This is a genomic window from Nitratireductor sp. WH36-1, from assembly GCF_058725515.1.
On the sequence record NZ_CM178970.1, the window covers coordinates 3,764,950 to 3,790,233 of the forward strand.

Annotated in this window: 24 protein-coding genes and 1 tRNA gene; 11 read left to right on the forward strand and 14 right to left on the reverse strand. The window is 61.8% G+C overall.

Features of this window, described 5'->3' with window-relative positions; genetic code table 11:
- Positions 1-40 precede the first annotated feature (40 nt).
- Positions 41-460, reverse strand: a complete 420-nt coding sequence (gene mscL / locus AC4PTT_RS17955; RefSeq protein ID WP_206544533.1) for a large conductance mechanosensitive channel protein MscL — start codon at positions 458-460, stop codon at positions 41-43.
- A gap of 204 nt (positions 461-664) precedes the next feature.
- Between mscL and AC4PTT_RS17960 the strand changes: the two genes are divergently transcribed.
- Positions 665-4,153: a PAS domain-containing hybrid sensor histidine kinase/response regulator gene (locus AC4PTT_RS17960; RefSeq protein ID WP_492161791.1), complete on the forward strand. Its 3,489-nt coding sequence runs from the start codon at positions 665-667 to the stop codon at positions 4,151-4,153.
- Between the two features lie 11 nt (positions 4,154-4,164).
- On the opposite strand, the gene AC4PTT_RS17965 is transcribed toward AC4PTT_RS17960, so the two are convergent.
- Positions 4,165-4,842, reverse strand: coding sequence for a response regulator transcription factor (locus AC4PTT_RS17965; RefSeq protein ID WP_222473776.1), 678 nt, complete (start codon positions 4,840-4,842; stop codon positions 4,165-4,167).
- Positions 4,843-5,070: 228 nt separating this feature from the next.
- Between AC4PTT_RS17965 and AC4PTT_RS17970 the strand changes: the two genes are divergently transcribed.
- Complete coding sequence (locus tag AC4PTT_RS17970) at positions 5,071-5,400, forward strand: hypothetical protein (RefSeq protein WP_283801611.1); 330 nt, start codon at positions 5,071-5,073, stop codon at positions 5,398-5,400.
- 40 nt (positions 5,401-5,440) lie between these two features.
- Here AC4PTT_RS17970 and AC4PTT_RS17975 read toward each other — a convergent pair whose 3' ends face one another.
- Positions 5,441-5,878, reverse strand: coding sequence for a hypothetical protein (locus tag AC4PTT_RS17975; RefSeq protein ID WP_492161792.1), 438 nt, complete (start codon positions 5,876-5,878; stop codon positions 5,441-5,443).
- A 136-nt stretch (positions 5,879-6,014) separates the two neighbouring features.
- Between AC4PTT_RS17975 and AC4PTT_RS17980 the strand changes: the two genes are divergently transcribed.
- Together AC4PTT_RS17980 and AC4PTT_RS17985 are read left to right on the forward strand one after the other, a co-directional pair.
- A complete protein-coding gene (locus AC4PTT_RS17980; RefSeq protein WP_113154070.1) occupies positions 6,015-6,362 on the forward strand; it encodes a DUF952 domain-containing protein in 348 nt (115 codons plus the stop codon).
- Positions 6,359-7,450 carry a quinone-dependent dihydroorotate dehydrogenase gene (locus AC4PTT_RS17985; RefSeq protein WP_492161793.1) on the forward strand — a complete coding sequence of 364 codons (1,092 nt, stop codon included), beginning with the start codon at positions 6,359-6,361 and terminating at the stop codon, positions 7,448-7,450. The genes AC4PTT_RS17980 and AC4PTT_RS17985 overlap by 4 nt, the downstream gene beginning before the upstream one ends.
- A 125-nt stretch (positions 7,451-7,575) precedes the next feature.
- Here the strand turns inward: AC4PTT_RS17985 and AC4PTT_RS17990 are convergent, their stop codons facing one another.
- From AC4PTT_RS17990 to AC4PTT_RS18005, 4 genes are all read right to left on the reverse strand, one after another.
- Positions 7,576-8,919, reverse strand: coding sequence for an MATE family efflux transporter (locus AC4PTT_RS17990; RefSeq protein ID WP_492161794.1), 1,344 nt, complete (start codon positions 8,917-8,919; stop codon positions 7,576-7,578).
- Between the two features lie 10 nt (positions 8,920-8,929).
- Positions 8,930-9,193: a DUF6460 domain-containing protein gene (locus AC4PTT_RS17995; protein WP_492161795.1), complete on the reverse strand. Its 264-nt coding sequence runs from the start codon at positions 9,191-9,193 to the stop codon at positions 8,930-8,932.
- A 98-nt stretch (positions 9,194-9,291) separates the two neighbouring features.
- Positions 9,292-9,365, reverse strand: a tRNA-Gly gene (locus AC4PTT_RS18000).
- A gap of 289 nt (positions 9,366-9,654) precedes the next feature.
- The gene (locus AC4PTT_RS18005; RefSeq protein ID WP_113154037.1) at positions 9,655-10,536 is read right to left on the reverse strand and encodes a LysR substrate-binding domain-containing protein; all 882 of its coding nucleotides are present in this window, start codon (positions 10,534-10,536) and stop codon (positions 9,655-9,657) included.
- Positions 10,537-10,745: 209 nt separating this feature from the next.
- Between AC4PTT_RS18005 and AC4PTT_RS18010 the strand changes: the two genes are divergently transcribed.
- The 6 genes from AC4PTT_RS18010 to AC4PTT_RS18035 all read left to right on the forward strand — a co-directional run bounded on the left by AC4PTT_RS18010 (position 10,746) and on the right by AC4PTT_RS18035 (position 17,630).
- The gene (locus tag AC4PTT_RS18010) at positions 10,746-11,537 is read left to right on the forward strand and encodes an HAD-IIA family hydrolase (RefSeq protein WP_492161796.1); all 792 of its coding nucleotides are present in this window, start codon (positions 10,746-10,748) and stop codon (positions 11,535-11,537) included.
- Positions 11,531-12,457, forward strand: a complete 927-nt coding sequence (locus AC4PTT_RS18015) for an ABC transporter permease (protein WP_492161797.1) — start codon at positions 11,531-11,533, stop codon at positions 12,455-12,457. The genes AC4PTT_RS18010 and AC4PTT_RS18015 overlap by 7 nt, the downstream gene beginning before the upstream one ends.
- Before the next feature lie 3 nt (positions 12,458-12,460).
- Positions 12,461-13,360 carry an ABC transporter permease gene (locus AC4PTT_RS18020; protein ID WP_492161798.1) on the forward strand — a complete coding sequence of 300 codons (900 nt, stop codon included), beginning with the start codon at positions 12,461-12,463 and terminating at the stop codon, positions 13,358-13,360.
- Positions 13,361-13,425: 65 nt separating this feature from the next.
- Positions 13,426-14,979: an ABC transporter substrate-binding protein gene (locus tag AC4PTT_RS18025; RefSeq protein ID WP_113154033.1), complete on the forward strand. Its 1,554-nt coding sequence runs from the start codon at positions 13,426-13,428 to the stop codon at positions 14,977-14,979.
- 60 nt (positions 14,980-15,039) lie between these two features.
- The gene (locus AC4PTT_RS18030) at positions 15,040-15,915 is read left to right on the forward strand and encodes a metallophosphoesterase family protein (protein WP_206544521.1); all 876 of its coding nucleotides are present in this window, start codon (positions 15,040-15,042) and stop codon (positions 15,913-15,915) included.
- Positions 15,912-17,630 (forward strand): ABC transporter ATP-binding protein, encoded by a 1,719-nt coding sequence (locus AC4PTT_RS18035; protein ID WP_492161799.1) that lies wholly within the window; start codon positions 15,912-15,914, stop codon positions 17,628-17,630. Before AC4PTT_RS18030 ends, AC4PTT_RS18035 begins: the two co-directional genes overlap by 4 nt.
- 278 nt (positions 17,631-17,908) lie before the next feature.
- Here the strand turns inward: AC4PTT_RS18035 and AC4PTT_RS18040 are convergent, their stop codons facing one another.
- Positions 17,909-18,352 (reverse strand): cupin domain-containing protein, encoded by a 444-nt coding sequence (locus AC4PTT_RS18040; RefSeq protein WP_492161800.1) that lies wholly within the window; start codon positions 18,350-18,352, stop codon positions 17,909-17,911.
- Positions 18,353-18,674: 322 nt separating this feature from the next.
- On the reverse strand, positions 18,675-19,196 hold the full coding sequence (locus AC4PTT_RS18045; protein WP_297561123.1) for a hypothetical protein: 522 nt from the start codon (positions 19,194-19,196) through the stop codon (positions 18,675-18,677).
- 166 nt (positions 19,197-19,362) lie between these two features.
- Here AC4PTT_RS18045 and AC4PTT_RS18050 point away from each other — a divergent pair, with 166 nt between their 5' ends.
- Positions 19,363-20,406, forward strand: a complete 1,044-nt coding sequence (locus AC4PTT_RS18050; protein ID WP_492161801.1) for a helix-turn-helix domain-containing protein — start codon at positions 19,363-19,365, stop codon at positions 20,404-20,406.
- Positions 20,407-20,593: 187 nt separating this feature from the next.
- On the opposite strand, the gene AC4PTT_RS18055 is transcribed toward AC4PTT_RS18050, so the two are convergent.
- The 5 genes from AC4PTT_RS18055 to AC4PTT_RS18075 all read right to left on the reverse strand — a co-directional run bounded on the left by AC4PTT_RS18055 (position 20,594) and on the right by AC4PTT_RS18075 (position 25,255).
- A complete protein-coding gene (locus AC4PTT_RS18055; RefSeq protein ID WP_492161802.1) occupies positions 20,594-20,956 on the reverse strand; it encodes a hypothetical protein in 363 nt (120 codons plus the stop codon).
- 433 nt (positions 20,957-21,389) lie between these two features.
- Positions 21,390-22,481, reverse strand: coding sequence for an ABC transporter ATP-binding protein (locus AC4PTT_RS18060; RefSeq protein WP_492161803.1), 1,092 nt, complete (start codon positions 22,479-22,481; stop codon positions 21,390-21,392).
- Positions 22,481-23,533 carry an ABC transporter ATP-binding protein gene (locus tag AC4PTT_RS18065; protein WP_299940563.1) on the reverse strand — a complete coding sequence of 351 codons (1,053 nt, stop codon included), beginning with the start codon at positions 23,531-23,533 and terminating at the stop codon, positions 22,481-22,483. Before AC4PTT_RS18065 ends, AC4PTT_RS18060 begins: the two co-directional genes overlap by 1 nt.
- A gap of 8 nt (positions 23,534-23,541) precedes the next feature.
- Positions 23,542-24,387: a carbohydrate ABC transporter permease gene (locus AC4PTT_RS18070; protein WP_492161804.1), complete on the reverse strand. Its 846-nt coding sequence runs from the start codon at positions 24,385-24,387 to the stop codon at positions 23,542-23,544.
- A 1-nt stretch (position 24,388) separates the two neighbouring features.
- Positions 24,389-25,255, reverse strand: coding sequence for a carbohydrate ABC transporter permease (locus AC4PTT_RS18075; protein WP_299940559.1), 867 nt, complete (start codon positions 25,253-25,255; stop codon positions 24,389-24,391).
- Positions 25,256-25,284 lie beyond the last annotated feature (29 nt).

Here is a 25,284-nt window from a genome sequence, read left to right on the forward strand (position 1 = left end):
GTGGATGGCCGCCGCTTCCCTTGAAGAAAGCGGAAGCTGATTATTTCTGCTTGGACAGAAGGTCACGGATTTCCGTAAGCAGCTGAACATCGGCAGGCGGCGCGGCAGGCTCGGCCGGCTTTTCAGCTTCCTTGCGGCGCATCGAATTCACGCCCTTGACCATGAGGAAAATGATCCAGGCGAGGATCAGGAAGTTCACGACCACGGTGAGGAAGTTGCCATAGGCAAACACAGCGCCCTGTTCGCGCGCCGCATCCAGCGTCGTCGCCGTGACGGCGGACGAGAGCGGCACGAAGTAATCCGAAAAATCGAACCCGCCGAAGATTGCGCCAACAATCGGCATGATGATGTCATCGGTGAGCGACCTGACGATCAGACCGAAGGCCCCGCCGATGATCACACCGACCGCAAGGTCCATCACATTGCCGCGCGCAATGAATTCCCGAAATTCCTTCATCATAAGGGCTTCTCCCCAATCTAGCTGCACCCCCGGCGACTCAAACGCCGCCAGCTCCGGCTACATAACAATGATGCAAGCAAAAAGTGCAACAAAAACTGCATTTTCGGCTATGAGACAGTACCATTCGCCGAAAGAAGCATTGGACAGGTTCCCGTGGCTGTGTTTGCCTTCCGGGTGGCCTTCAGAGGAGGAGTTGGCACACAAGTGCAGGGCTGGGTTATCGCCATCATCGCCGTCGCCTATGTGACGCTGCTCTTCTTCATCGCAAGCGTCGGCGACAATCGCGCCTCGCGAAAGGCCGGACTTGGCTCGCGCCCCTTCATCTACGCGCTGAGCCTGGCGATCTATTGCACGTCCTGGACCTTTTTCGGCTCCGTTGGCCTTGCGTCGGAGCGCGGGCTGGAATTCCTGGCGATCTATATCGGTCCGGTTCTGGTTTTCCTGTTCGGCTTCCCGATCCTGAAACGCATCATCCGGCTGGCGAAGTCCGAGAAGATCACCTCCATCGCCGACTTTCTGGCAGCCCGCTACGGCAAGAGCTTTGCCGTCGCCTCCGTCGCCACGCTGATCGCCACCTTCGGCACGGTTCCCTATATCGCCCTGCAGTTGAAGGCGATCTCGGATTCCGTCAGCCTCATGGTAACGCATTACGATGGCGCGCCGCCGACCATGGACTTCTTCGTCGGCGACATGGCGCTGATCGTGACCTTCCTTCTGGCGATCTTCGCCGTTCTGTTCGGCACGCGCCATGCGGACGCGACCGAGCATCAGGAAGGGCTGATCCTGGCCGTGGCCGTGGAGACGGTGGTGAAGCTCGCCGCCTTTCTGGCGGTCGGTGTGGCCATCACCTTCTTCTTCTTTGAAGGGCCGGTGGAACTGGCGCGCACGGTCAGCACCCTGCCCCAGGTGCAGGAGGCCTATACCTATCCGACCTCGCTCGCCACCTGGATCGTGATGACCACGCTGAGCGCATTTGCGATCATCATGCTGCCGCGCCAGTTCTACGTAACCATCGTGGAAAACCGCAGCACGGCCGAACTGGAAACGGCGAGCTGGCTCTTTCCGCTCTATCTCATCCTCATCAATCTCTTCGTGCTGCCCATCGCATTTGCGGGGCTGGCGATGGTCGGTGATGCGGCGAATTCCGACCTCTACGTGCTGGCGCTACCGCTTCTTGCCGGGCACGATGCCCTGGCGCTGATCGCCTTCATCGGCGGTCTTTCCGCCGCCACGGCGATGGTCATCGTGGCCAGTGTGGCGCTGTCGATCATGATCTCCAACGATCTGGTGATCCCGCTCTTCCTGCGCCGGCTGCTCAGAACCGACCACCGCGAAAAGGATGACTGGTCGACCATCATTCTGAACATCCGCCGTGCGGCCATCTTCATCATCCTGTTTGTGGCCTTTCTCTATTATCGGGAAACCACCCACAACACGCGGCTCGCCGCCATCGGCCTGATCTCGTTTGCGGCCATCGCACAGTTCGCGCCGGCCTTCTTCGGCGGGCTGATCTGGCGCGGCGCAAATGCGCGCGGCGCGCTGCTGGGCATGGGCGCAGGCTTCACGATCTGGGCCTACACGCTGCTTTTCCCGTCGCTCGCGCCTCAGGACACCGGCATCATCATCGACGGGCTCTTCGGCCTGCCGGCGCTGAGGCCGCAGGCGCTTTTCGGCACCGTGGCCGAGCCCCTCAACCATGGCGTCCTGTGGAGCCTTGCGGTCAACACGCTGTTCTTCGTGCTGGGTTCGCTCTCGCGCGCCGCCCAGCCGCTGGAGCGCATTCAGGCCGCCATCTTCGTGCCGCGCGACACGGGGCCCATACCGACCCTGCGCCGCTTCCGCACGGTGGTCACCGTCAACGATCTCAAGGACACGATCTCGCGCTATCTGGGAGCCGAACGCACCGAGCGCTCCTTCGCCACCTTCGAGGCGACCCATGGCGTGCGGCTCAACGGCAACGACCAGACAGGCATCGCGCTCGTGCGCTTTTCCGAGCAGCTTCTGGCCAGCGCCGTCGGCTCCTCCTCCTCGCGGCTTATCCTGTCGCTCCTGTTTCAGCGCAACGACCGCTCGCCCCGTGACGCCCTGCGGCTGCTTGATGACGCCTCCATGGCGCTCCAGCACAACCGCGACCTGCTGCAGACCGCCCTCGACCAGATGGAGGAAGGCGTCACCGTTTTCGACCGGGATTTCCAGCTGATCTGCTGGAACAGGCAATACCGCCTGCTCTTCAATCTGCCCGACGAGATGGGTCAGGTCGGTGTTTCGCTCGACCGGTTCGTCAATCTGCTGGTGGTGCGCGGCGAGCTGCCCGTCGACGCCTACACGATGACGCTCAACCGGTTTACCGATTTCGGCATGCCGTGGGAGATCCGCCTGCGCAAGAGCGGCCGCATCATCGAGATGCGCACCAACCCGATGCCCGATGGCGGCATCGTCGCCACCTACACCGACATCACGCCGCGCGTGGAGGCCGATGTGGCGCTGAAACGCGTGAACGAAACACTGGAGCAGCGGGTGGCCGACCGCACGGCGGAGCTGATCCGGTTGAATGAAGAGCTGGCGCAGGCGCAGGTGATCGCCGAGGAAGCCAATCTCGGAAAGACGCGCTTTCTGGCCGCCGCCGGCCACGACATTCTGCAACCGCTCAATGCCGCGCGGCTCTACTGCTCGTCGCTTCTGGAGCGCGCAAAGGCCGGCGAGACGCGGGAATATGTCAGCAACATTGAATCCTCGCTCGATTCCGTGGAGGCGATCCTCGGCGCAGTGCTGGACATCTCGCGGCTGGATACGGGCGCGCTGAAGCCTGCTCCCAGCGTTTTCCAGCTGGATGGCCTCCTGCGCCAGATCAGCACAGACTTCATGCCGCTGGCCGATGAGAAAGGGCTGGACCTGACCATTGTGCCCTCAACACTGACGGTGAACACGGACCGCAACCTGCTGCGCCGGCTGGTGCAGAACCTCGTTTCCAATGCGATCAAATACACGCCGAGCGGCCGTGTTCTGGTGGGGGTGCGCCGCCGCGGCAGCCTGCTTGAGCTACAGGTGATCGACACCGGCATCGGCATCGCCACCGACAAGCTGAACACCGTGTTCCGCGAATTCACCCGGCTGGAGGAAGGCGTGCGGCAGGCGCAGGGGCTGGGACTTGGCCTCTCCATCGTCGACCGCATCGCGCGCGTGCTCAATCTTGAAATCCGGCTGGATTCGGAGAGCCAGCAGGGCACCCGCTTCTCGGTCATCATCCCCGTGAGCGCGACGCCGGCCAAACCCGCCGAACAGCCAAAACCGTCGGCTGCCGTGCCGCAGGCAATTCTGGAGGGCCTGCGCGTTCTGTGCATCGACAATGACCCGCGCATTCTGGATGGCATGCGCAGGCTGCTAGAGGGCTGGGGCTGCACCGTGCTGACGGCGACCGGATCGGCCACCCTGCCCGACCTTTCGCACACACAGCCCAACATCATCCTCGCCGATTACCATCTGGACAATGAAGTCGGGCTCGACGTGATCGCAGCCCTGCGGGCGCGTTACGGCGATGCGATACCGGCGATCCTGATCACCGCCGACCGCTCGAACGAGGTGCGCGCGCAGGCCGAAGCGCTGACCGCCATGGTGCTGAGCAAGCCGTTACGTCCCGCATCGCTGCGCACACTGCTCACGCGCTGCCGTCAGATGCTTGCCGCCGCCGAATAGGCAGCAATGCCTCAGTCCTCGGTTGCGATCGTGTCTGCGCCGATCTTCGAAAGGCGGATCACCGCCTGCGTGCGGCTGTCGACATCCAGCTTCTGCAGAACCGCCGAGACATGCGCCTTGATCGTCGCTTCGGAGACGTTCAGCTCATAGGCGATCTGCTTGTTCAGAAGCCCTTCGGCCAGCATGCTCAAAACCCGCGTCTGCTGGGGTGTGAGCGTCTGGAGGCGCTGGATGAGATCGGCGACCTCCGGATCGCCCTCGGCACCGAGATCGATGTCCGCCGGCGTGTAGATATCGCCATTGAGCACGGCCTGAACCGCCGTGCGGATCTCGTCCATGCCAGAGGATTTGGAGATGAAACCCGATGCGCCAAGTTCCAGAGCGCGCCGGATGGTCTCGGGGCTGTCATGCGCGGAAACGACGACAATGGGCAGGGCGGGGTTCATGCCGCGCAGCGCAATCAGCCCGGAAAGACCACTTACGCCCGGCATGGTGAGGTCGAGAAGGACCAGATCGACGCTGTCATCGACAAGCGCCTTCGCCCCCTCGAAATCGCCCGCTTCCAGTATCTCGCATGCACTGTCCAATCCAGAAAGTGCGCCTTTCAGCGCTCCCCTGAACAGAGGATGGTCGTCGGCGACCAGAAATCTATAGCCAGATACCAAATATCCCTCCCGCGCCCGCAGCATTATTGTCGTGTTCTTCCGCTACGGCTCCTCCACCGCGATTATGCGGGGAATAGCCGCATTTTCAAGCTCGACGGTGGCAAAGGGCTGCCGCCACGGGGCCGGAACTCGCAGAAGTTTTACTTGTCTGCCCATAACCTATGCCACAGACTGGTAAAGGGGTGACAACCCCGCAGGCTGATCATGGAGAAAATCCACAGGGTAGCGACATTCTGCATCGGACGAGCGGTCATGTTCGGTGCGCTCGCCATTGGTCTGGTGATGCTCAGCTTTTCGTTTGATCTGGTCGTTGCCTTCAGCGCCGGCGCGCTGATGACCCTGATCATGTCGGAAATTCTGATCCTGAAGGCCTACGCAACCGCGCGGCAGAACCCCCGGAAAACCGAGACCTGGCTCTATCTCAGCCCCGACGCCCGACCGGCGGGGCGGTCGGGAGCCAGGGTGTTCATTTCGATATTGAAGGACATCTATCTGCGTTTCGCCGCCTTGAGCCTCAAGGTCGGCTGCGGCTTCTTCATATTCTCGATGATGCTGCGCCTCATGCGCGCAGCCGCGGTCTGAAACACGGTCAGGGGCGTTTGCAGCCCCTGCTCAGATGCGATCAGGTGCGATCAGGCGCCGGTGTGTTCGGCGTGGTCGTGGTTTCTTCTTCCTCGAAGTCCTTCACGATGCCCATGAAGCGACGGAAAAAGCGTTCCATGAGCCCGAGCGTCTGCTCGAATTCCTCTTCCGACGGCAATTCGGAAGCGGCCTGCGGATTTGCATTTTCAAGCGCGGCAAGGCGCTCTTCCAGCGCATCGAGCCGGTCCTGCAGAGCCGTGATGTCTTCCTCATAGGCCGTGCGCTCGTCGGCGGCCGGAGAGCAGACCAGCTGGCCGGAACGTTCGCGGCAGATCGACATGGAGCCGGTGCGGGTGTCCATCTGCACATAGCCTTCTTCCGTGCGCTCCAGCCGGAACCGCTCGGCATCCTGCGCCATGGCGCCCGATGTCATGGACAGGACGATCAGCGCCCCGGTGGCCGCAATGGTCTTGCGCATTGGTCCGCTCCGCTTTCATGCAATTGGTGATGGGATCATGAGCAAGGAATGCGCCATAAATGGGATCGGGCGCAATCCCCCGAAAACACCTTTTCGACCCTTTCGCTGAACCCGCATTACAAGTATAGCCGCAGGCATGGCTGACATGATCTATAAAATCGCACCCCGCACGCTCTGGCAGGAAGCCGAAGAGGCGGGGGTGTTTCATGGCGCACCTGTCGACCTTGCCGATGGGTATATTCACTTCTCGACCGCCGGGCAGGCTGCGGAAACGGCGGCCAAACATTTCGCCGGTCAGGACGACTTGCTTCTCGTTGCCGTCGACGCCGACGCGCTGGGCGACGCCCTGAAATTTGAAGTGTCACGCGGCGGGGCGCTTTTCCCGCATCTCTATGCTCCGCTTTCGCTTGATGCGGTTTCCTGGGTTCGCCCGCTGCCGCTTGGCGCGGATGGAGCCCACGTCTTTCCAGAGCTTGCCAAATGAAGTCCCTGCTCGACAAGATTGCGCGCCAGGCCCTCTTCCGGATGGATTCCGAGCGCGCTCACAACCTTGCAATCATGGCCCTGAAGAGCGGCATGCCCCTCGCCCGTCCTCCGCAGATCAGCAAACGCCTCAAGACGATTGTCGGCGGCATGGTGTTTCCCAATCCGCTTGGCATGGCGGCTGGCTTTGACAAGAACGCCGAGGCTGCGGACGGTCTGCTGCGCCTTGGTTTCGGCTTTGTCGAATGCGGCACCGTGACTCCGAAGCCGCAGGCCGGCAATCCGAAGCCCCGCCTCTTCCGGCTTGAAGAGGACGCCGCGCTGATCAACCGGCTCGGTTTCAACAATGACGGCCTCGTCGCCGTGCGCGAGCGCATCAAAGAGCGCGCCGGGCGTGGCGGCATCGTTGGCGTCAACATCGGCGCCAACAGGGACAGCGAAGACCGCATCGCCGACTATGAGACGGGCGTGCGCGCCTTTGGCGACATCGCCTCCTATCTCACCGTCAACATCTCCTCGCCCAACACCGCCGGCCTGCGCGCGTTGCAGGACCGGGAAAACCTCTCCGAGCTTCTGGCCCGCGTTCTGGCGACACGCGACGAGGTGGCCAAGCGCCGCCGCTCGCCGGTGCCGCTTTTCCTCAAGATCGCACCCGATCTGACGGAAGAGGCAATGTCCGACATCGCCGCCGAGGTGCTGGACAAGCGCATTGACGGCCTGATCGTCAGCAACACCACGCTCTCCAGAACCGGCGCAACCAGCCGGCTTGCGCATGAGAAGGGTGGCCTTTCGGGCCAGCCGCTGTTTGAGCGTTCGACCATCGTGCTTGCGCGCATGCGCCTTCTGGTGGGCCCGGCCATGCCGCTGATCGGCGTTGGCGGGGTGGACTCGGCCGAAACTGCGCTTGAGAAGATCCGCGCCGGTGCCGACCTTGTGCAGATGTATAGCGGCATGATCTTCGGCGGCACCTGCCTGCCCGGAAAGGTCCTCGAAGAGATGAGCGCCTACGCCCAGCGCGAGAACCTCGCCTCGCTGCGCCAGATCCGCGATACGCGGGTGGATGAGTGGGCCGCGCGCGCCCTGAACTGACGCGCGCCCGCAAACCTGACGGCAAAAGACGCTACGGCATTTTCGCTGAACCGCGAGAACGCCCCGACGCATTGTTTTTCGCAGTTCCGGAAGGAAAACCGGTTCCCGCTTTTCCCGGAACTGCTTTAACTCCCGAAGGTCTGCCGTGCGCGCGCTGGCAGGATGGCTGCCAGACTGATGCCGCGCACGATCAGGAAGATGTGCAGCGTCGCCCAGAGGCCGTAATTGCCGAAAGCGCGCGTCAGGAAGAACAGGCAAACGAGATAGACGGCGAGCGACAGCAGCATCATGTTGCGCATGTCGCGCGACCAGGTCGCGCCGATGAACACCCCATCCATCTGAAATGCCAGCACGCCGGAGACCGCAATCAGCGCCGCCCATGGCAGGAACACGCTGGCGATCTCGCGCACATCCTCGGCTTTCGCAATGAAAGCGACGAGATCGTCGCCAAACAGCATGAAAACACCGGCCAGCGCCAGTGCGAGACCAAAGCCCCAGACGATGGTGAGCCACACGGCCTGCCGGAACGCCGGCCGATAGCGCGCGCCCACCGCCCGCCCGGCAAGCTGCTCGGCCGCAGTCGCCATGCCATCGAGAAAATAGCCGGCGATCAGGAAGAAATTCATCAGCACCGCATTGGCCGCCAGCGTGACCGTGCCGAACTGCGCGCCCTGCCGCGTGAACAGCGCAAAGGCTGCCAGAAGCGAGAAGGAGCGGATCATGATGTCGCGGTTCATCGCCACCATGCGCATGATTTCCGGGAAATCGAACACCCGCGCCAATGAAACACGCGGGCCGTTTCTGAACCGCCATGCCAGAAGACCAAAGCCCGCCAGCGCCCCCAGCGCCTCGCCGCCCACCGTGCCCCAGGCCACGCCCTCGATGCCCCAGCCCAGCGAAAGACCGAGGAAGACCGATAACGCGATGTTTGCGCCGTTGAGGATCACCTGAAGGCCAAGGCCGAGCCCCCCTTCCCCGCGTCCCAGCACATAGCCAAGGATGGCATAGTTGATCAGCGACAGGGGCGCGCCAAGAATGCGGATCGCCACATAGGCATGCATGGCCTCGGCAACACGCGGATCGGGGTTCATGAACCGGACGCCTGCGGCATTGACCAGAGGCCCGAGCGCGACCACCAGAAGCCCGCAGGCGAGCGCAATCGCCAGAGCGCGCCACAACACCGCCTGCTCTTCCAGCACATCGTCGCGGCCGAACGCCTGCGCGACCAGACCGGTGGTTCCCGAACGCAAGAAGTTGAACGTGGTGAACACCACGTCGAAGACGATGGCGCCCGCCGCCAGCCCGCCCAGAAGGGCGGCGTCGCCATATTGCCCGATGACGGCCGTGTCGGTGATGCCGAGCAGCGGCGTGGTCAGATAGGCGAGCGTCATCGGCACGGCGATCGACAGGACCAGCCGGTTGGTGACCTCGAACGGGCGCGCGGCCCGCGTCGGCGTGGAAACGTTCATTCCCGCCGGCCTAGCGGCGATAGCTGAGAAGACGCAGGACCAGGAACGCCGGCACGACGATGGCTGCACCCAGCAGGATGTAGCTTGCAAAGCGGCCGAGCGCATCAAAGCCCATGTTCCACAGATGCACGACCGTGTCGCGCAGCGCATAGAAGATATCGAACGGCGACCAGTTGAAGGCGCTCATGACGAAGCCGACGATGAGCGACACGATCAGCAGTTTGATGATGACGCGCAGCGGGCTGTCGCCCAGAAATCTGGTCAGTGCCGACACCGGAATGCTCCTTGATCTTGACCGCAAAGAGATACGCACCCGCTGGCGCGGGCGCAAGCTTGCGCGCTGCGAAAAAGGAAATACCGGCTGAGCGGGACTGGAGCGGGTAGCGGGAATCGAACCCGCGCGTTCAGCTTGGGAAGCTGACAGGCTACCATTACATCATACCCGCGCAGCGCGCATTAATCCGCGACCCGCGGCCCGGCGTCAAGCGGGTTTGTGAGAGGGCGGTGCGGTTGTTGCTGATTTTGGGGCGAGCAGGTCCCAAGGTCTGGACGCTTCGTCAGCGAAGTCGCCACCCCATTTCGAAATCAAACATTCAGGCTCAGCATCTTTCTGAGCAACGTGCTGAGCTGCCGGGTTTCTTCCTCGGTCAATCGCGCCGCAATCCGTTCCTGATAGGACTGGGTAAGCTGGAATGTCTCCATTATCGCGGCTCTCCGCCCTCGTGATGAGGAAGTTCAGGCCTGCGGCTGCTCTCTGAAAGCCCGCACAGCGGCCATGAAGGCATCGACGATCACCGCGCGTTCATCGGCGAGCGTGAAAGCCACCTCATCATACATGCGGCTCATCTCATGCACGGGTATGCGCCGCACGGCATCCGTACGGCCCGTGCCGTGCCGCCACATGAACCCGACACCCAGATCGTTGGCCACCGCCTCATAGGCGGCGTCGCGCGTGTCGAGCAGCAGCAGCGGCGATGGTTCGAAACCGGCGTTGCGAAAGGCGCGGTCGACCACACGCTGGGTGGAAGACCCGCGCGTGCGGAAGATCAACGGCGCATCCATCAGCGCGGCGCAGGTGAAGGTGCGCACACGCGCCAGCGGGTTGTCGGCATGAACCACCGCAACCACATCCTGCCGCACCAGAAGCTCGGTCCGGAACCGGCCATCGACCGGAACATCCGGCAGCACGCCCACATCCACCTCGCGCGCCAGCACCGCCTTGACGATCTTCTCAAACGATCCCGTTTCCACCGCCACCGATACGCTGGGATGCCGCTTGCGGAAAAGGGCGATGACGGCCATGCCGGGCATCGAGTTTCCAAGCCCCACGGAGAGGCGGCCATCGAGCAGGGTCGTGTGGCGGGTAAGGATGCGTTCGGCCTCGCGCTCCTCCTCGCTCATCCGCTCGGCGATGTCGCATAACTGCTCGCAGACGGGCGTCGGATGCAGCACGCCGTTCCGGCGCAGAAACAGCCGCACCCCGTATTCCGCTTCCACATCGCGCACATGCTGCGAGACAGCCGGCTGCGAGATGCCAAGCTGCCGGCCGGCGGCTGCGTAGGAGCCGCCATGCGCCACGGCGTTGATCGCGCGAATGCGCGAGAGCGTTATCGGCATGTTTCAACACCCAAGGAGTTTCTTTGCCCGGACCAAGGAATATCCTCGGTTTGTTACAGCAGTGTCACAGAGCCCGCGCAGGGTGACGGCAGAACAGAACTGCAACCAGCTTCATCGCCAGGCAGCACCAGGGTCAGGACCCGGGCGACTCCGGTCACCACCGGCGCGCCCTGCCGCGTGAAGCCGGCTCAGAAGGATACTGCCGTTTCATGCACCCGGTCTCTTCCATGGCCAGCCTCTCGCAGCAGCCGCTCGACCACTACGAAGCCATCCTGTGCGATCTCGACGGCTGCCTGATCAGCGGCGCGCACGTCTATGAAGGCGCACGGGAGTTCGTGCGCCGCAATCGCGACCGTCTGTGGATCGTCTCCAACAATTCTTCCGACACGGCAGAGACACTGGCGAAGCGGCTCGCCGGCCTCGGCTTCGACATTGATGCCCGCCACATCGTTCTCGCCGGCGAACAGACCCTGCGCAGGCTCGCCCGCAGCGCCCCCGGCGCACGGGTCGCGGTCTATGCCGATGCGCCGCTCGCCGAACTGGCTGTCGCGCTCGGCCTCACCCTCGATACGGATGCACCGCAGGTGACCGTTCTGGCGCGCCAGACGCGGTTTGATCTTGGATGCCTGACCCGGCTTGCCCGGCAGGTCGATGCCGGCGCGGCGCTGCATGTGACAAATCTCGACAGAACACACCCCGGCCCCGACGGAGAGCCGGTGCCGGAAACCGGCGCGCTTCTGGCAGCGCTGCGGACCTGCTGCCCGGGCATCGCCTTCCGCTCGCTCGGCAAACCCTCGGCCGAACTGCTGGACATCGTTCTGGATGACGCCGGGGTCGACGCCGGCCACGCTGTCTTCATTGGCGACAACCCGGACACCGATGGTCTGGCGGCACAGGCCGCCGGGATGGTGTTCCTGCGCATAGAGCAGCCCGCACCAAAGCCTGCGGCAACCGCGTCCATCCGCAAACCCGCCACCGAAAACGGGAGAGCATCATGCTGACCTACCTCGCCCGAACGATCATCAAGCTTGCGGTGACGTTCTTCGCCATCGTGACGCTCGTTTTCTTCGCCACACGCCTGTCCGGCAGCCCCATCGACTTCGTCATCGGCGAAGGCATCACCCAGGAAGACCGCGCTCTGCTGATCAGCTATTACGGCCTCGACCAACCGGTCTGGTCGCAGTACCACGCCTTCCTCACCTCCTTCTTCGACGGGCAGTTCGGCCTCTCCTTCGTGGAGCGGCGGCCGGTGGCGGAGATCGTCGCCGAACGCGTCTGGCCATCCCTGCAACTGCTTTTGAGCAGCGTCGCGCTCACACTGGCCGTCGCGCTTCCGCTGGGCATTCTCGGTGCGGTCTATCGCAAATCCTGGATCGGCAGCGCGGTGATGATGCTCGCCTTTCTTGGCTACGCCGTTCCCAACTTCGTGCTCGCCACCTTCATGATCCTCGTGTTCGCCTACTGGCTGAACTGGCTTCCGGTGGTGGGCAATGGGAGCTTCTGGCACTTCATCATGCCGACCATCACCATGTCGGGCGTTCTGATCGCCGGACTGACGCGCTTCACCCGCAACGCGATGCTTGATGTGCTCGGCCAGGATTACATGCGCACAGCCCGCGCCAAGGGCCTCTCGGAATCCGACGTCATCTTCAAACACGGCCTGCGCAACGCCTCGATCACCATCCTCTCGGTGGTGGGGCTTCAGATCGCCGGGCTCGCCGCTGCTGGCAGCGTGGTCGTTGAAGCGATCTTCGCCTGGCCCGGCATTGGAGACCTTTTGGTCCGTTCGGCCATCATGCGCGACTACCCGGTTCTGCAATTCGGCGTCATCGCCGTCTCCATCGCCGTCCTCTTCATCAATGCCGCCGTCGACATCGCCTACGCCTATGCCGACCCGCGCATCCGTCTTGGAAAGGCCTGATCGATGGCCGACATCACCGCCTCCCCCTCCTCTCCCGCACGCAACCGCCTCGAAGGTCTCGTTGCGCTCTGGCAGGATGCGGACGCCATCCAGCGCATGGCGATGGTTCTGGCCATCCTCCTCGTGGCCGCTGCAATTCTGGCCCCCCTGCTCGCGCCCTTTGCGCCTGAGCATCAGAGCCTGATCGCACGACTGCGCCCGCCCATCGGCTTCGAGCGCTACAGGGACGGCTACCTGCTCGGCACGGACGAGCTCGGCCGCGACGTTCTCTCCCGCTCGCTCTATGGCCTGCGCCTGACGCTGACGCTCGCGCTGCTCGGATCGACCATCGGCCTGGTGATCGGTGCCGTTCTCGGTGTTCTTGCGGGCCTGATCGGCGGTGTGTTCGAGGATCTCGTCATGGGGCTGGTGGACACGCAGATCGCCATTCCCTTCACCCTGATCGCCCTTCTGCTTCTGTCCGTCTTCGGCTCGAGCCTTCAGATCATGGTTCTGGTGCTCGGCATCCACGGCTGGGAACAGTCGGCGCGCATTGTGCGCGGCGAGGTGCGCAAGCTCACGCAGATGCCCTTCATCGAAGCCGCCCGTTCGGCGGGCGCCACCGACGCGCGGATCGCCTTCCGGCACATATTGCCAAACGTGGTCTCTCCGCTCGTGGTGCAGTTCACCCTGTCCTTTTCCAACATCGTCCTGCTGGAATCGACGCTTTCCTTCCTCGGGCTCGGCGTTCAGCCGCCAACCGCCACGCTCGGTGCGATGGTCGGCATCGGCCGCGATTACATGCCGACCGCTCCGTGGATCGTCGTCGTTCCGGCCCTGATGATCCTGCTTGTCACCTTCGCGGTGCAAATCCTTGGCGACTGGCTGCGTGACCGGGCGGATGTCCGCCTGCGCGCCCGCTAGTCGCCCTGAAAAGAGGCCGGCAAGGCCCGAACAGTCAACCAGCCACCCAAATCCTGGAGCCAGACATGAAACGACTTCTCGCAACCACCGCCATCGCGGCGCTGTTCGCAGCGCCCGCCTTCGCGGTCGAACTCACCGTCGGTGCGGCCAATGTCGCCCCCTATCTCGACCCCGGCCGCGACCACTCCAATGTCGGCTCGCAGTTCTACCACAACGCCTTCGACACGCTGATCGCCAAGACCGTTGTTGACGGTGAGACCGTGTGGAAGCCCGCCCTCGCCACCGAGTGGACACTGATCGAACCGACCGTGATGGAGCTTAAGCTGCGCGAAGGCGTCAAGTTCCACAATGGCGAAGACATGACGGCCGACGATGTCGTGTTCTCGCTGAACCGCATGTATCAGGCGACCTTCCCGCCCTATCAGGTGCGCTCGCGTGACCGGCTCAGCAATTTCGCGAAAGCCGAGAAGATCGACGACCACACGATCCGCATCCACGCCAAGCGTGAAGAGCCCCTGTGGGAGACGCTCCTGAACCTCCAGCAGGTCATGATCATTCCCGAGGATTACACCAAGGGGCTCACCGGCGATCCGGCCGTTGCCGAGAATGACGACTTCGAGGCGTTTTCCCTAAAACCGGTCGGCACCGGTCCCTACAGGATCGCCACCTTCTCGCCCGGCGAAGAATTGGTCTATGAGCGTTTCGCCGATTTCTGGGGCGACAGCGCGCCGCTTGATCGCGTCACCGTCAAGCGCATGCCCGAAACCGCCTCGCGCATGACCGCGCTCAAGACCGGCGAAGCTGACATCATCACCAATGTCGCTCCCGACCAGCTTGCGCTGATCGAAAGCGACCCGGCGCTGAAGACCGTCGGCGCGCCGACCGCCCTCTTCCACGTGATGATCATGAACATGAATCATCCCAGGCTTGAGGACCCGCGCATCCGCCAGGCCATGAGCCTCGCCATCGACCGCGACATGCTCAACGAAGCGCTCTGGCTCGGCAAGGCGGTCGTTCCTTCCTCGCACACGATGGAAGAGTTCGGCCCGCTCTACATGCCGGAGCTGAAGACCTTCGAATACGACCCGGAGAAAGCAAAGGCGCTGCTTGAGGAAGCTGGCTATGACGGCTTCGAGATCACCTTCGACACCGCTCCGACCTACTACACCAATGGCCTTCTCGCCGCGCAGGCGATCATGGAAATGTGGGCCGAAGTCGGCATCAACGGCAAGGTGCAGGTGGGCGACAAATGGACCGGCAACGCGCCGGAGATGATGGCCCGCAACTGGTCGAACCCGATGTACTTTTCCGACCCGTTCGGCTCCTTCGGCGTCATGTGGGCTCCCAATGGGCCTTCCGAATCCGAAGGCCGCTTCAACACCGATGAAGACTATGCGGAGATCTGGGAGCGGTTCCGCTTCTCCGACGACGTGGAAACGCGCAAGGCGGCCTATGCCGAGCTGATGGACCGTATCAAGGCCAATCCGCCCGTGCTGCCGCTCTACCGCCCCTACGAATCCTGGGCGATGCGTCAGGACGTGAACTGGGCTCCGCAGCCCGGCAACATCCCCTACGTGCTCGACTTCCGCGCCGGCGCGATCGACTTCGCCAGCAACTGACGTTCCGGCCCGCGCCGCCAGACCGGCGCGGGCCCTCCTTCACAATTCGAGGAACCAACCATGTCGACCCGTATCTGCCTCGTCGCCGACATTCACCACGGCAAGCCGTCCCTGACCAAGCGCGGCGACACCGCGCTGGAGCTGATGGACGACTTCGCCCGCTTCACCAATGATGCCCGTCCCGATCTCGTGATCGATCTGGGCGACCGCATATCCGATCAGGACCGCGACACGGACCTCGTTCTGGAACGCGAGGTGGCCGAGGCCTTCAAGGCCGTCGAAGCCCCGGTCTGCCACATCAACGGCAACCATGACCGCGACCATCTGGAAGTTGCCGACAACGAGGACATTCTCGGTCAGGCGCTGGGCCACCAGACGCTCGACATCGGCGACTGGCGCATCGCCCTCTGGCGCGCCGACACCTTCATCCGTCGCGGGCCGGATGTGAGCGGCTTCCAGCTTGGCGAGCCCGACATCCTGTGGCTCTCGCGCACCGTTCAGAACGCCGACCGCCCACTGCTGGTGCTGAGCCATGTGCCCGTCTCCGGCCATTCGCAGATCGGCAATTACTATTTCGAGTCCAATCCGGGCGTCTCCACCTACCCGCAGGCGGCCCGCGCCCGCGCAGCGCTCGCTCAGGCGCGCGTTCCCGTTGTCTGCGTCGCCGGCCATGTCCACTGGAACACCATCACCCGCGTTGACGGCATCACCCACCTCACCCAGCAGTCGCTGACCGAGAGCTTCACCACGCAGGGCGACCCGGCCGGCGCCATGGGAATGCTCGAGCTGGACGGCACCAGCGTGCGCTGGCGCGTGGAGGGCAAGGACCCCATCGATCACGCTTTCACCGCGACCGCCACACGCTGGACACCGCCGGTGCCGCCGTTCCACGAACTCCCGGACGTCGTCGCACGCAAGCGCGGAGAGCCGGCATGAGCACGCCCGTCCTCTCGGTCGAAAACCTCCACGTCGCCTTCGGCAACCACGCTGCCGTGAAGGATCTTTCCTTCAGCGTAGCAGCGCGCGAAACGGTTGCCCTGGTGGGAGAGTCAGGCTCTGGAAAGTCGGCGACCGCCCTTTCCATCATGCGCCTGATCGAACGGGAGGGCGGGCGCATCACCTCCGGCGCGATACGGCTGATGGGCGACGAGCCCACAGACATCGCAGCCCTTTCAGACAATGCCATGCGTGCGCTGCGGGGCCGGCAGGTCTCGATGGTCTTTCAGGAACCCATGACCTCGCTCAATCCGGTTCTGACCATCGGTGAGCAGATCTGCGAGGTGTTTATCCGGCACAACAAAATGTCGCGCCTGGCGGCCACTCAGGCAGCCACCGAAGCGCTCGACAAAGTGCGCATTCCCGAACCCGCGCGCCGCCTCAAACAGTATCCCCACGAATTGTCCGGCGGCCTGCGCCAGCGCGTGATGATCGCCATGGCGCTTGCCTGCCGACCACGCCTCCTGATCGCAGACGAACCGACCACCGCGCTCGATGTCACCACGCAGGCGGAGATCCTTTCGCTGATCCGTCAGTTGCAGGAAGAGATCGGCATGGCTGTCCTGTTCATCACGCACGACATGGGCGTGGTGGCCGAGGTGGCCGACCGCGTCGTCGTCATGCGTCACGGCGTGAAGGAAGAGGAGGCCGGGGTCGAAGACCTGTTCGCCCGGCCGCAGGCTGCCTATTCACGCCAGCTCATGGAAGCCACACCGAGGCTCGGCGCTGGCGCGCCCCGGCTTCAGGGCGTTCGCAACACCATCCTCGAAGTGAACGGCCTCACCACCCGCTTTGCCGGCAAACGCAGCATTCTTGGGCGGAGCGGAAAGGCGTTCACCGCCGTCAACAATGCGTCCCTCACCCTGCGCGCTGGCGAAACCCTTGGGCTGGTGGGCGAATCCGGTTGTGGCAAGTCGACCCTCGCCCGTTCGATCCTGCGTCTGGTGGAGCCCGTTGAGGGGACAGTCAGAATTGCCGGCCATGACATGATGCAGCTCGACCGGCAGGGCCTGCGCGCCGCCCGCCGGGATGCCCAGATGGTCTTTCAGGACCCCTATGCCAGCCTCAACCCGCGCCTTCCGGTTCATGAGCTGATCACCGAGCCGGCCCGCATTCACGGCATGGTTCGGCCATCGGACTGCCGTGACATGGCTGTCAGCCTTGTGGAGAGGGTCGGGCTGGAAGCCGATGCAGTCGACCGCTTCCCGCACCAGTTTTCCGGCGGCCAGCGCCAGCGCCTGTGCATTGCCCGCGCCCTGTCGGTCAAGCCAAGACTGATCGTCGCCGACGAGGCCGTGTCGGCGCTCGACGTCTCCATCGCCCGGCAGGTGACCGACCTGATGCTCGACCTGCAGAGAAGCGACGGCCTCGCCTTTCTCTTCATCAGCCACGACATTGCAGTGGTGGAGCGTGTGAGCCATCGTGTTGCTGTCATGTTCGCTGGCGAGATCGTCGAGACGGGGCTGACCGACGACGTGCTTTCAAACCCGCAGCACGCCTACACCAAGCGCCTGCTTTCCGCCGTTCCCCGCGCCGATCCGTCTCTCCGGAAAAACCGCCGCACCGCATCCGACACCGGCTCTCTGCTCCCAGCGGATAACCTTCCCATGGCCGTGCAACGGGGTGACATGAGCGCCCAACGCGAAATGGCTTAAACGCTGACGGAGGGCAACCGTTGGGTGCGCATAAATCCGCGCCCCGCGGCCTGACGTCAAGCGGGTTTGTGAGTGGTTGGTGCGGTTGTTGCCGGTTTTGGGGCGGAGAGGTCCCAAGGTCTGGGCGCTTCGTCAACGCAGTCGTCTGACGCGCGCACTGCAGATCAGATACAGGGCACAGAGCGCCGTGGCTGACAGCGTCATGGCAAGGAAGGGCACCGCGCCCCGGTTCACGCCCGGGAACATGAAGAAGACGATGCCAGTGCCGATGATCGCAGTCAGGTAATTGGCGGAGACCAGTCCGGCGGGGCCATCTCGAACGAGGTGAACTCGAACCCGGGAGCGACCGTGCAACTGACCAGCGTGAACGCGCCCGTGCTCTCGGCCGATTGCCAACATCCGGCCGGCACCACGCATTGGGGACGTTCCCCAGCAGCGATATGGGGACCGAGCAGAAATTCGACGGCCGGCTCCCCCGGTTCCGCAATACCGAGCTTCAACGGAGCGCCGGCATGAAAGAGCCAGATCTCAGATGCATCGGTGACGCGATGCCAATGGGATCTCTCACCCTTCTGCAGCAGATAATAGATCGCGGTCTGCGCGGCCCGGCCATTGATTTCACGATCGCGGAATGTTTCGACATAGTGGCCGCCTTCGGGATGAGGCTGCATGCCGAGTGCCGAAATGATGTCAGCTGCCGAGGTGACCGTGCTCCGGCTCATCTCAAAAATCTCCCTTCATTTTCCCGAGGCGGGCATTGGAAGCAGATATTCATGACCGCAATAGATCATAGTGTTATCGGGCACACCCGCCAGCCGCATAAGCTCCCCCGAACACACCGAAGCGAAAGGCCCCAAAAACCTTAAAGCGATCTCCACGCTGACGGCTTTTGTCGATTTCTGTGGCAACGGACAATTTGTTTTCTCGGACATTCAACTGTTGGGAGGAATGCACTCCACAGGAGCATAAGCGAATAAATGATGGAGGATTGAAGGTCTGGAAAACCTCACGGGGCGAAGGTTTTTTTCGCTCAGGTTTGCACCTTCACCGGCTCAAGACTTCATCACAGCGCGAGAGACTGAACGCGCCACCCGTATCCGCAAGCCTCTGCAGCGAGGTGATGACGCCGTTCGTGTCTGTTGAAATGGACAACTCGCAATAAAGGCGCTCATCGCGGTAGGCAGGCTTCTGCGCATTGAGGATACCGGCGACATTGATGTTGAATGACGCACTGCTCGAACGTGTTCTTGTTCTGGTCGTGTTTGCATCGGGCCGTGAAACCTTTTTGCTTGAGCGTGAGTAAGATTTCCCGAACCCATTGCCGGGTTGCGTCCCAACCGAACTGTCAAGTGAGCGACGTATGGATGTTTCTCCACCACGCCATCTATATATCTTGCCGCCGTCATCGCGCTCAAAGCTGCTGTACGGGGCGCCGTGGATCGCGAAGAACTGGTCGCTGCTGCTTCCCACCCACCTCACGGCTGTTTGCTGGGTAGCCTCCCTGGCCGTGGTGCATCCGGAAATTCCGGCACAAAGCGCCAATCCGAACAAAAACTTCTCGATCATTCCGACCTCCCTGACTGACCTATATGGCTATTGGCACAAGCTGCGACACTCAACAGGGGGGCGATTGCAGATTATCCATAATGGTTTGCGTTTCGTCCGAAAATTGGTTTTCTTCGACGCTACTGGAGACTGAAACACTATCATGAGATAGATAATCCGGCTGGACATGGTTTCGATTGATACGCGGCTGCCGCATTCCAAATTCGACGTAAACGGACTCCCGGACGCTGAAAAATTCGCTGCCTGGCGCGAGAGCATATCGACCGTTTTTGAGGTGGAGGCGGACAAGCAGACGCGTAACAACGGGTCGTTTTACGCGTCACTTTCGGCATTCATGCATGGCGGCCACATGCTGGTGCAAACATCTTCAGTGACGCAACACTGGAAGCGAAGCGACGAGATCATCGGTCGCGACGGAATGGATCATTACATGATCCAGCTCTACCAGTATGGGTCCATGCGCTACACCCACCGCAACGTCCAGCGAGAGGTAAACGCAGGCGATCTGATCATATTCGACAACGCCCAGTCCATGAGCATTGCGACATCGGATATGACAACACTGACCCTGATTGTGCTGAGGGCCGATCTCGCCCCACTGCTGAACAAACCCGACGACCAGCACCTGCGTCACATCACCATGAACGAGCCAGCTGCCCTCATGCTGAGGAATCATCTTCTGCTCATGCATGAATTGTCAGCCAGTTTTACGTTGAGTCAGGCCGTTTCTCTAAACCCTGCATCGCTCGCCCTGGTTGCAGCATGCCTTAATGCGCCGGATGAGACACCTGGAGAGAACAGCGCAATTCGGGTTGCCAAGGCAGTGGTGGTCAGGCGGTTCGTCATTCAAAATCTGAGCAATCCATTGCTTTCTCCCGAGTTCATTGTCCAGTCCTTGGGAATGTCGCGATCAACACTGTACAAACTGTTCGAAGAACTGGGAGGGGTTGCGAAGTTCATTCGCGATCAGCGCCTTCGGCGAGTCAGAATGATCCTGGCGGACCCAACCCATGATCACAAGCAGATGAAAGAGATTTGCAAGGAGCTCGGTTTCTCAAACGATTCTGCTTTCTCCAGGCGTTTCAAACAGCGCTATGGGATGAGCGCCTCCGACTACCGACGTGATGGGCGCAATACGTTTCCGGATAAATCGATAAGAGAAGGCATGGATCGTCGATGGAAGGACTGGGTGCGCATCCTGAGTGATTGATGCGCCTGGCTGGGCGTGACGTGTTGTTGCTATATTCATGATGTCCCAGAGACATTAAATCTTGGAGAAATTTCTGAAGAAGCCTTCCCAAAGCAGCCCCTTCGTTGCGTGAAGGTGAGCTTCGCTCATGCGCATCTCGGATTTGAGTTGAGATTTCGAAGACCGTCCCACGCCAGTGCCATTTTTATCAGCGGAGTCTTCTCACGCGGGCACTGCGGATCAGATACAGGGCACAGAGCGCCGTGGCTGACAGCGTCATGGCAAGGAAGGGCAACGCGCCCCGGTTCATGCCCGGGAACATGAAGAAGACGATGGCTGCACCGATGACCGCAGTCAGGCTGAGCGCGTTGCGCAATGTCAGCCGTCTCAGGAATACAATGGTCAGAGCGCCCTGAATGCAGACGAACAGGAAGGCATACTGCATCGTGATGCCGTAACTCACGCCGCGAGGGTGCCATCCCGCCCAGATGGTTCCGGCGTGCGCGACGAGCGCCAATAAAAGCACGTAACCGGAGAAAAGAAGAATGCTAACGAGAACGGTGCGGATCATCTCTCGCCCGACGGTAAGCTGATTGATGCACATCGCAGGGGAAACATTGAACGGGATCCGGTGGTTTGATGTGAGAGTGCAGAGCCCGCCTCCAAACGGGCCTGCACCTTCTTTCTGACCCGTTTTACGACCTCAAGCAATTGCAGCCTGATGTTTTCTGGGGCGGCTTCAGCGTCGAAGGCGAGAGAAGTGGCTTTATCGGCACCACGCAAATCTGGAGCGGCGAGTGCCGTTTGGCGCGAGTTTTCCGAACGCTGCCGGATCAGGTCATTGAGTTCACAGGCAACCTGTGTGCCGAACGAAACGTGCCCCTTTGAGAGCCTGGCATCCGCAGCTGAGCTAGCCGGTCACAGCCAGAACACGGAACCGGCAAACAGGCTTTTGAGAGCGTGGTGCGGTGATTTGGGCGCAGCTGGCTTCCTCACGGATAAACTCACCGGCAAACGAGCTGACCGTCGCTGAACACCAGCAGATCAGCGTCATTCACCGACAATCCTGTCTCCGCCCCCGGCCTCAGGCTGTGATGCCAGCGTGACTTCACCTTCAACGTTTCATTGGTGCGGGTGCGAAGCGTGAAGATGCGCTCGATCCCGAGATTCTCGACCCTTTCGACCCTGGCGCGGGGCAATTCAGGCCGGCCTTCGACAAGGTGAACATGTTCAGGGCGCACACCGAATTTCGCGCCGTCATCCTGCCCGCTGCCCTGCCCCCGGCCTCGCATTGTGACCGACAGGCCGAGCGCCGGACAATGAAGCGCGCCATTGCTCGTTTCAGCCGTGAGCAGGTTGAGTGGCGGAGAGCCAATGAAATAACCGACAAACTCATTCTGTGGCCTTGTGAACAGCTGTTCCGGCGGGCCCGATTGCTGCACCCTGCCATCCTTCATCACAACCACCTCGTCGGCAAAGGACATGGCTTCGCTTTGATCATGCGTGACAAGGATCATCGTAATGCCGGTGGCCCGGTTGATCTCGCGCAGCTTTCTGCGCAGACCGAACTTCATCTGCGGATCAATGACGGTCAGGGGCTCGTCGAGAAGGACAGCGCTGACATCGTCCCGCACAAGGCCGCGGCCAAGCGAGATAAGCTGTTTCTGATCGGCGCTCAGACGCCTGGCCGGTTCGCCCAAAATGTCCGTCAGATCGAGAAGCTCGGCGATATGGGAGACGCGTTTCGCGATCCTCGCAGCGTCCCAGTTTCGACATTCCAGTGGAAAGGCCAGGTTCTGCCGAACGCTTTTCGTCGTGTAGATGACCGGGAACTGGAAGACCTGCGCAATGTTGCGTTCAGCCGTGCTGGCCCGCGTCATATCCTTGCCGTCGAACAGGAGCTGGCCGTCGGACGGCGATAAAAGGCCGGAGATGATGTTGAGCATCGTCGTCTTGCCGCAACCGGACGGCCCGAGAAGCGCATAGGTCTTGCCGTCTTCCCATGTCAAATTGACGGGCTTCAATGCGTAGTCCGCGTCCGATATTGCCTCAGCCTGATAGGAATGCCCCAGTCCCTTTAGAACGATCTCCGCCATCACTCTTCACCTTCGATCAAGATTTCACCGGCCTCGGAAAAGAGGAGCAGGGTGCGCGCATCAAGGGACACGCCGAACGCATCGCCGCTGTGATACTCGTGAATGCCATCAACGAGCATCACGGCTTCGCCGAAGGGCAGATGCAGATGCACGATCGTGTCCGAGCCTGAAAATTCGGCAAGCTTGACGCGTGCGGGGATGTCCCCGCCAACGGTTATGGCGTCAGGCCGGATGCCTATGCGCACGGGACGGTCTTCGCCGAGCCTGCGACCCGTTTCACCGGCAGGCGAACCCTCGTGAAAACAAAGCGCATTGCCTGAAATATACCCCGCGCAGATGGAAATCGGCGGATCACTGATTACCTGCGCAACATCGACGCTCGGCGGCTTTTCGAACAATTCACCGGGGTCACCCTGCGCAACGATCCTGCCCTCATGCATCACGATCAGCTCGTCGCCGAGTTGCATCGCCTCGCCGGACTCGGTTGTCGTGTAGATGATGATCCCTTCCGCATTCGCATGAAGGAGCCGAGGAAATTCTTCACGCAGCTGCTCCCGCAGCTTGTAGTCGAGATTGGCGAGAGGTTCGTCCATCAGCAGGATGCGTGCCTGACGGACAATGGCGCGCGCCAGCGCAACTCGCTGCTGCTGCCCGCCCGAGAGCTCGGCGGGCATGCGCTCCTCAAACCCCTCCAGACCGACAAGGCCGAGCGCCTTTCGCGCACGGGTTTCGGCAGAGGCCCGGTCCACCTTCTGTCGACGCAGCGGGAAGACCACATTGCCCAGAACATTCAGATGCGGATAGTTGATGAACTGCTGGTACACCATCGCCATCTGGCGCGACCGGACGGGCGTGCGGGCAAGGTCCCGTCCATCCAGTTCAATCGCCCCCTCGCAGATCGGGTCGAGCCCGATCAGCGCGCGCAAAAGCTCCGTCTTGCCAGCCCCGGTGCGCCCGAGAACCGTATAGATTTTCCCCGGCCGGAACGTGGCGTTGAGCCCGGCAAGCGGCAATCTGGGATCGGCTGTTGTCAGCTTGTGAAGTGTCAGCATGGTCTTGACTACCGAAAGGCTCCTGCAAGAGATCCGCGGGACATGAAGCGCTCCACCACAATGGCAACCAGCGCCAGCGGCGTTACCGAAATCAGCGCGAAGGCCGACAGCGACCACCACGGGGTCACGGATGAGTTCAACGAAACGATCGCTACGGGCAGAAGCTGGGTCTTGGTGAAGGTCAGGGTGAAAGCGAAGAAGAAGTCGTTCCATCCGAAAATCAGACAGAACATGCCGGCCACCACCAGCCCCGCCATGGAATTGGGCAAAATGACGCGAAAGAACGCGCCAACCGGTGTGCAGCCATCAATCATGGCCATTTCGTCGAGTTCTCTGGGGATTGAGCCAAAGAAATCGATCATCACCCAGACAGCGATCGGCAAGAGAAGCGCGATGTAGACAATGACCAGGCCGACAATGGTGTCGAGCGCGCCAATCTCCTTCAGCATCAGAAAGAACGGGATGGCCAGAACGATCGGCGGCATGATGCGCTGGGAGATGAAGAAGAACGTGATGTCAGCGTTCTTCACGAAGCCCGCGCGGAATTGATATCGGCTGAGCCCGTATGCGGCGAGCGTGCCCAGTGCGAGGCTGATGATGCTGGCCGTCAGGGTGACGGTAGCGGAGTTGATGAAGGGTGTGACGATGTTGATGCCCCTGCTGCCGGAGGCAAACAGCGAGGCCCAGCCCTGCGCCGAAGGTTCGAACTCAAGCCATGGGATGTAGCGAGCGCCGCTGGTGACGGCGTTGGCGTCCTTGAACGACGTGCTCAGCGCCCACAGGAACGGGAAGACCACGAAGATCGACCAGGCGACCAGGCAGAGATATTTGATGGTGTGATAGGTCCGACTCATATCATGCGTCCTTTCCGACCAGGGAGCGCATCAGAAGCTTGGCGATGATCGTCAGCGTGATGATCATGAGGACGAGGTATGTCAGCGAGAGCGCTGCGGAATAACCGACCTGAAAATCGCGCAGGCCCCGGATGTAGATGTAATATGACGGGGTCTCGGTCGCCGTGCCCGGCCCGCCTGACGTCAGCACATAGACCGTGTCCATGATCTTGGACGCTTCGATCAGGCGGATGATGATCGCGCCGATTGAGATTGGAGCCATCAACGGAAAGGTGACCTGCCAGAAGGTGCGCCAGGGCCCCGCGCCATCGATGGCCGCCGCCAGATAGGGCTCACGCGGCAGCGACACGAGCCCGGCCAGCATGAGCAGGAACATGAACGGCGTCCATTGCCACACCTCGACAATGATAACGCTGATAAATGCGCCCGCCGCACTCGACAGCCACGGCACAGGCCCAAAGCCGAACACCGAGAGGATATCGTTCACGGGGCCGAGGCTCTCATGAAGCATGGTGCGCCAGATGACCGACATGACCACCGGCGTTGTCATCATCGGCACGAGAAAGAGAACGCGAAAGATGCGTCCGCCCTTCAGCTGTTTCCACACGGCAAGCGCCAGCGCGAAGCCCAGAGCGTATTGCAGCGTGACGGTGATAAGGCTCATCGCCGAGAGCCGCAGCAGGCTTTCCCAGAACCGCGCATCTTCGAAAACGCGCAGGTAATTCCGCCCGCCGATATAGTCGAGCCCGGCCTGATACACGTCCCAGCTTGAGAAGCTGACGCGGACCGTGAAGATCAGCGGAAAGATGATGATTGCCACGAGCGTCAAGAGCGCGGGCAACAGGAAGAAATGCTTGGACTTGAGCATCTGGACACACCGGCATTCTGGAAAAGAGG

Coding starts and splice junctions, on each gene's coding strand:
- mscL (WP_206544533.1), bottom strand. CDS start 460: ATGATGAAGGAATTTCGGGAATTCATTGCGCGCGGCAATGTGATGGAC.
- AC4PTT_RS17965 (WP_222473776.1), bottom strand. CDS start 4,842: ATGCTGCGGGCGCGGGAGGGATATTTGGTATCTGGCTATAGATTTCTG.
- AC4PTT_RS17970 (WP_283801611.1), top strand. CDS start 5,071: ATGTTCGGTGCGCTCGCCATTGGTCTGGTGATGCTCAGCTTTTCGTTT.
- AC4PTT_RS17975 (WP_492161792.1), bottom strand. CDS start 5,878: ATGCGCAAGACCATTGCGGCCACCGGGGCGCTGATCGTCCTGTCCATG.
- AC4PTT_RS17980 (WP_113154070.1), top strand. CDS start 6,015: ATGGCTGACATGATCTATAAAATCGCACCCCGCACGCTCTGGCAGGAA.
- AC4PTT_RS17985 (WP_492161793.1), top strand. CDS start 6,359: ATGAAGTCCCTGCTCGACAAGATTGCGCGCCAGGCCCTCTTCCGGATG.
- AC4PTT_RS17990 (WP_492161794.1), bottom strand. CDS start 8,919: ATGAACGTTTCCACGCCGACGCGGGCCGCGCGCCCGTTCGAGGTCACC.
- AC4PTT_RS18005 (WP_113154037.1), bottom strand. CDS start 10,536: ATGCCGATAACGCTCTCGCGCATTCGCGCGATCAACGCCGTGGCGCAT.
- AC4PTT_RS18010 (WP_492161796.1), top strand. CDS start 10,746: ATGCACCCGGTCTCTTCCATGGCCAGCCTCTCGCAGCAGCCGCTCGAC.
- AC4PTT_RS18015 (WP_492161797.1), top strand. CDS start 11,531: ATGCTGACCTACCTCGCCCGAACGATCATCAAGCTTGCGGTGACGTTC.
- AC4PTT_RS18020 (WP_492161798.1), top strand. CDS start 12,461: ATGGCCGACATCACCGCCTCCCCCTCCTCTCCCGCACGCAACCGCCTC.
- AC4PTT_RS18025 (WP_113154033.1), top strand. CDS start 13,426: ATGAAACGACTTCTCGCAACCACCGCCATCGCGGCGCTGTTCGCAGCG.
- AC4PTT_RS18030 (WP_206544521.1), top strand. CDS start 15,040: ATGTCGACCCGTATCTGCCTCGTCGCCGACATTCACCACGGCAAGCCG.
- AC4PTT_RS18035 (WP_492161799.1), top strand. CDS start 15,912: ATGAGCACGCCCGTCCTCTCGGTCGAAAACCTCCACGTCGCCTTCGGC.
- AC4PTT_RS18040 (WP_492161800.1), bottom strand. CDS start 18,352: ATGAGCCGGAGCACGGTCACCTCGGCAGCTGACATCATTTCGGCACTC.
- AC4PTT_RS18045 (WP_297561123.1), bottom strand. CDS start 19,196: ATGATCGAGAAGTTTTTGTTCGGATTGGCGCTTTGTGCCGGAATTTCC.
- AC4PTT_RS18050 (WP_492161801.1), top strand. CDS start 19,363: ATGGTTTCGATTGATACGCGGCTGCCGCATTCCAAATTCGACGTAAAC.
- AC4PTT_RS18055 (WP_492161802.1), bottom strand. CDS start 20,956: ATGATCCGCACCGTTCTCGTTAGCATTCTTCTTTTCTCCGGTTACGTG.
- AC4PTT_RS18060 (WP_492161803.1), bottom strand. CDS start 22,481: ATGGCGGAGATCGTTCTAAAGGGACTGGGGCATTCCTATCAGGCTGAG.
- AC4PTT_RS18065 (WP_299940563.1), bottom strand. CDS start 23,533: ATGCTGACACTTCACAAGCTGACAACAGCCGATCCCAGATTGCCGCTT.
- AC4PTT_RS18070 (WP_492161804.1), bottom strand. CDS start 24,387: ATGAGTCGGACCTATCACACCATCAAATATCTCTGCCTGGTCGCCTGG.
- AC4PTT_RS18075 (WP_299940559.1), bottom strand. CDS start 25,255: ATGCTCAAGTCCAAGCATTTCTTCCTGTTGCCCGCGCTCTTGACGCTC.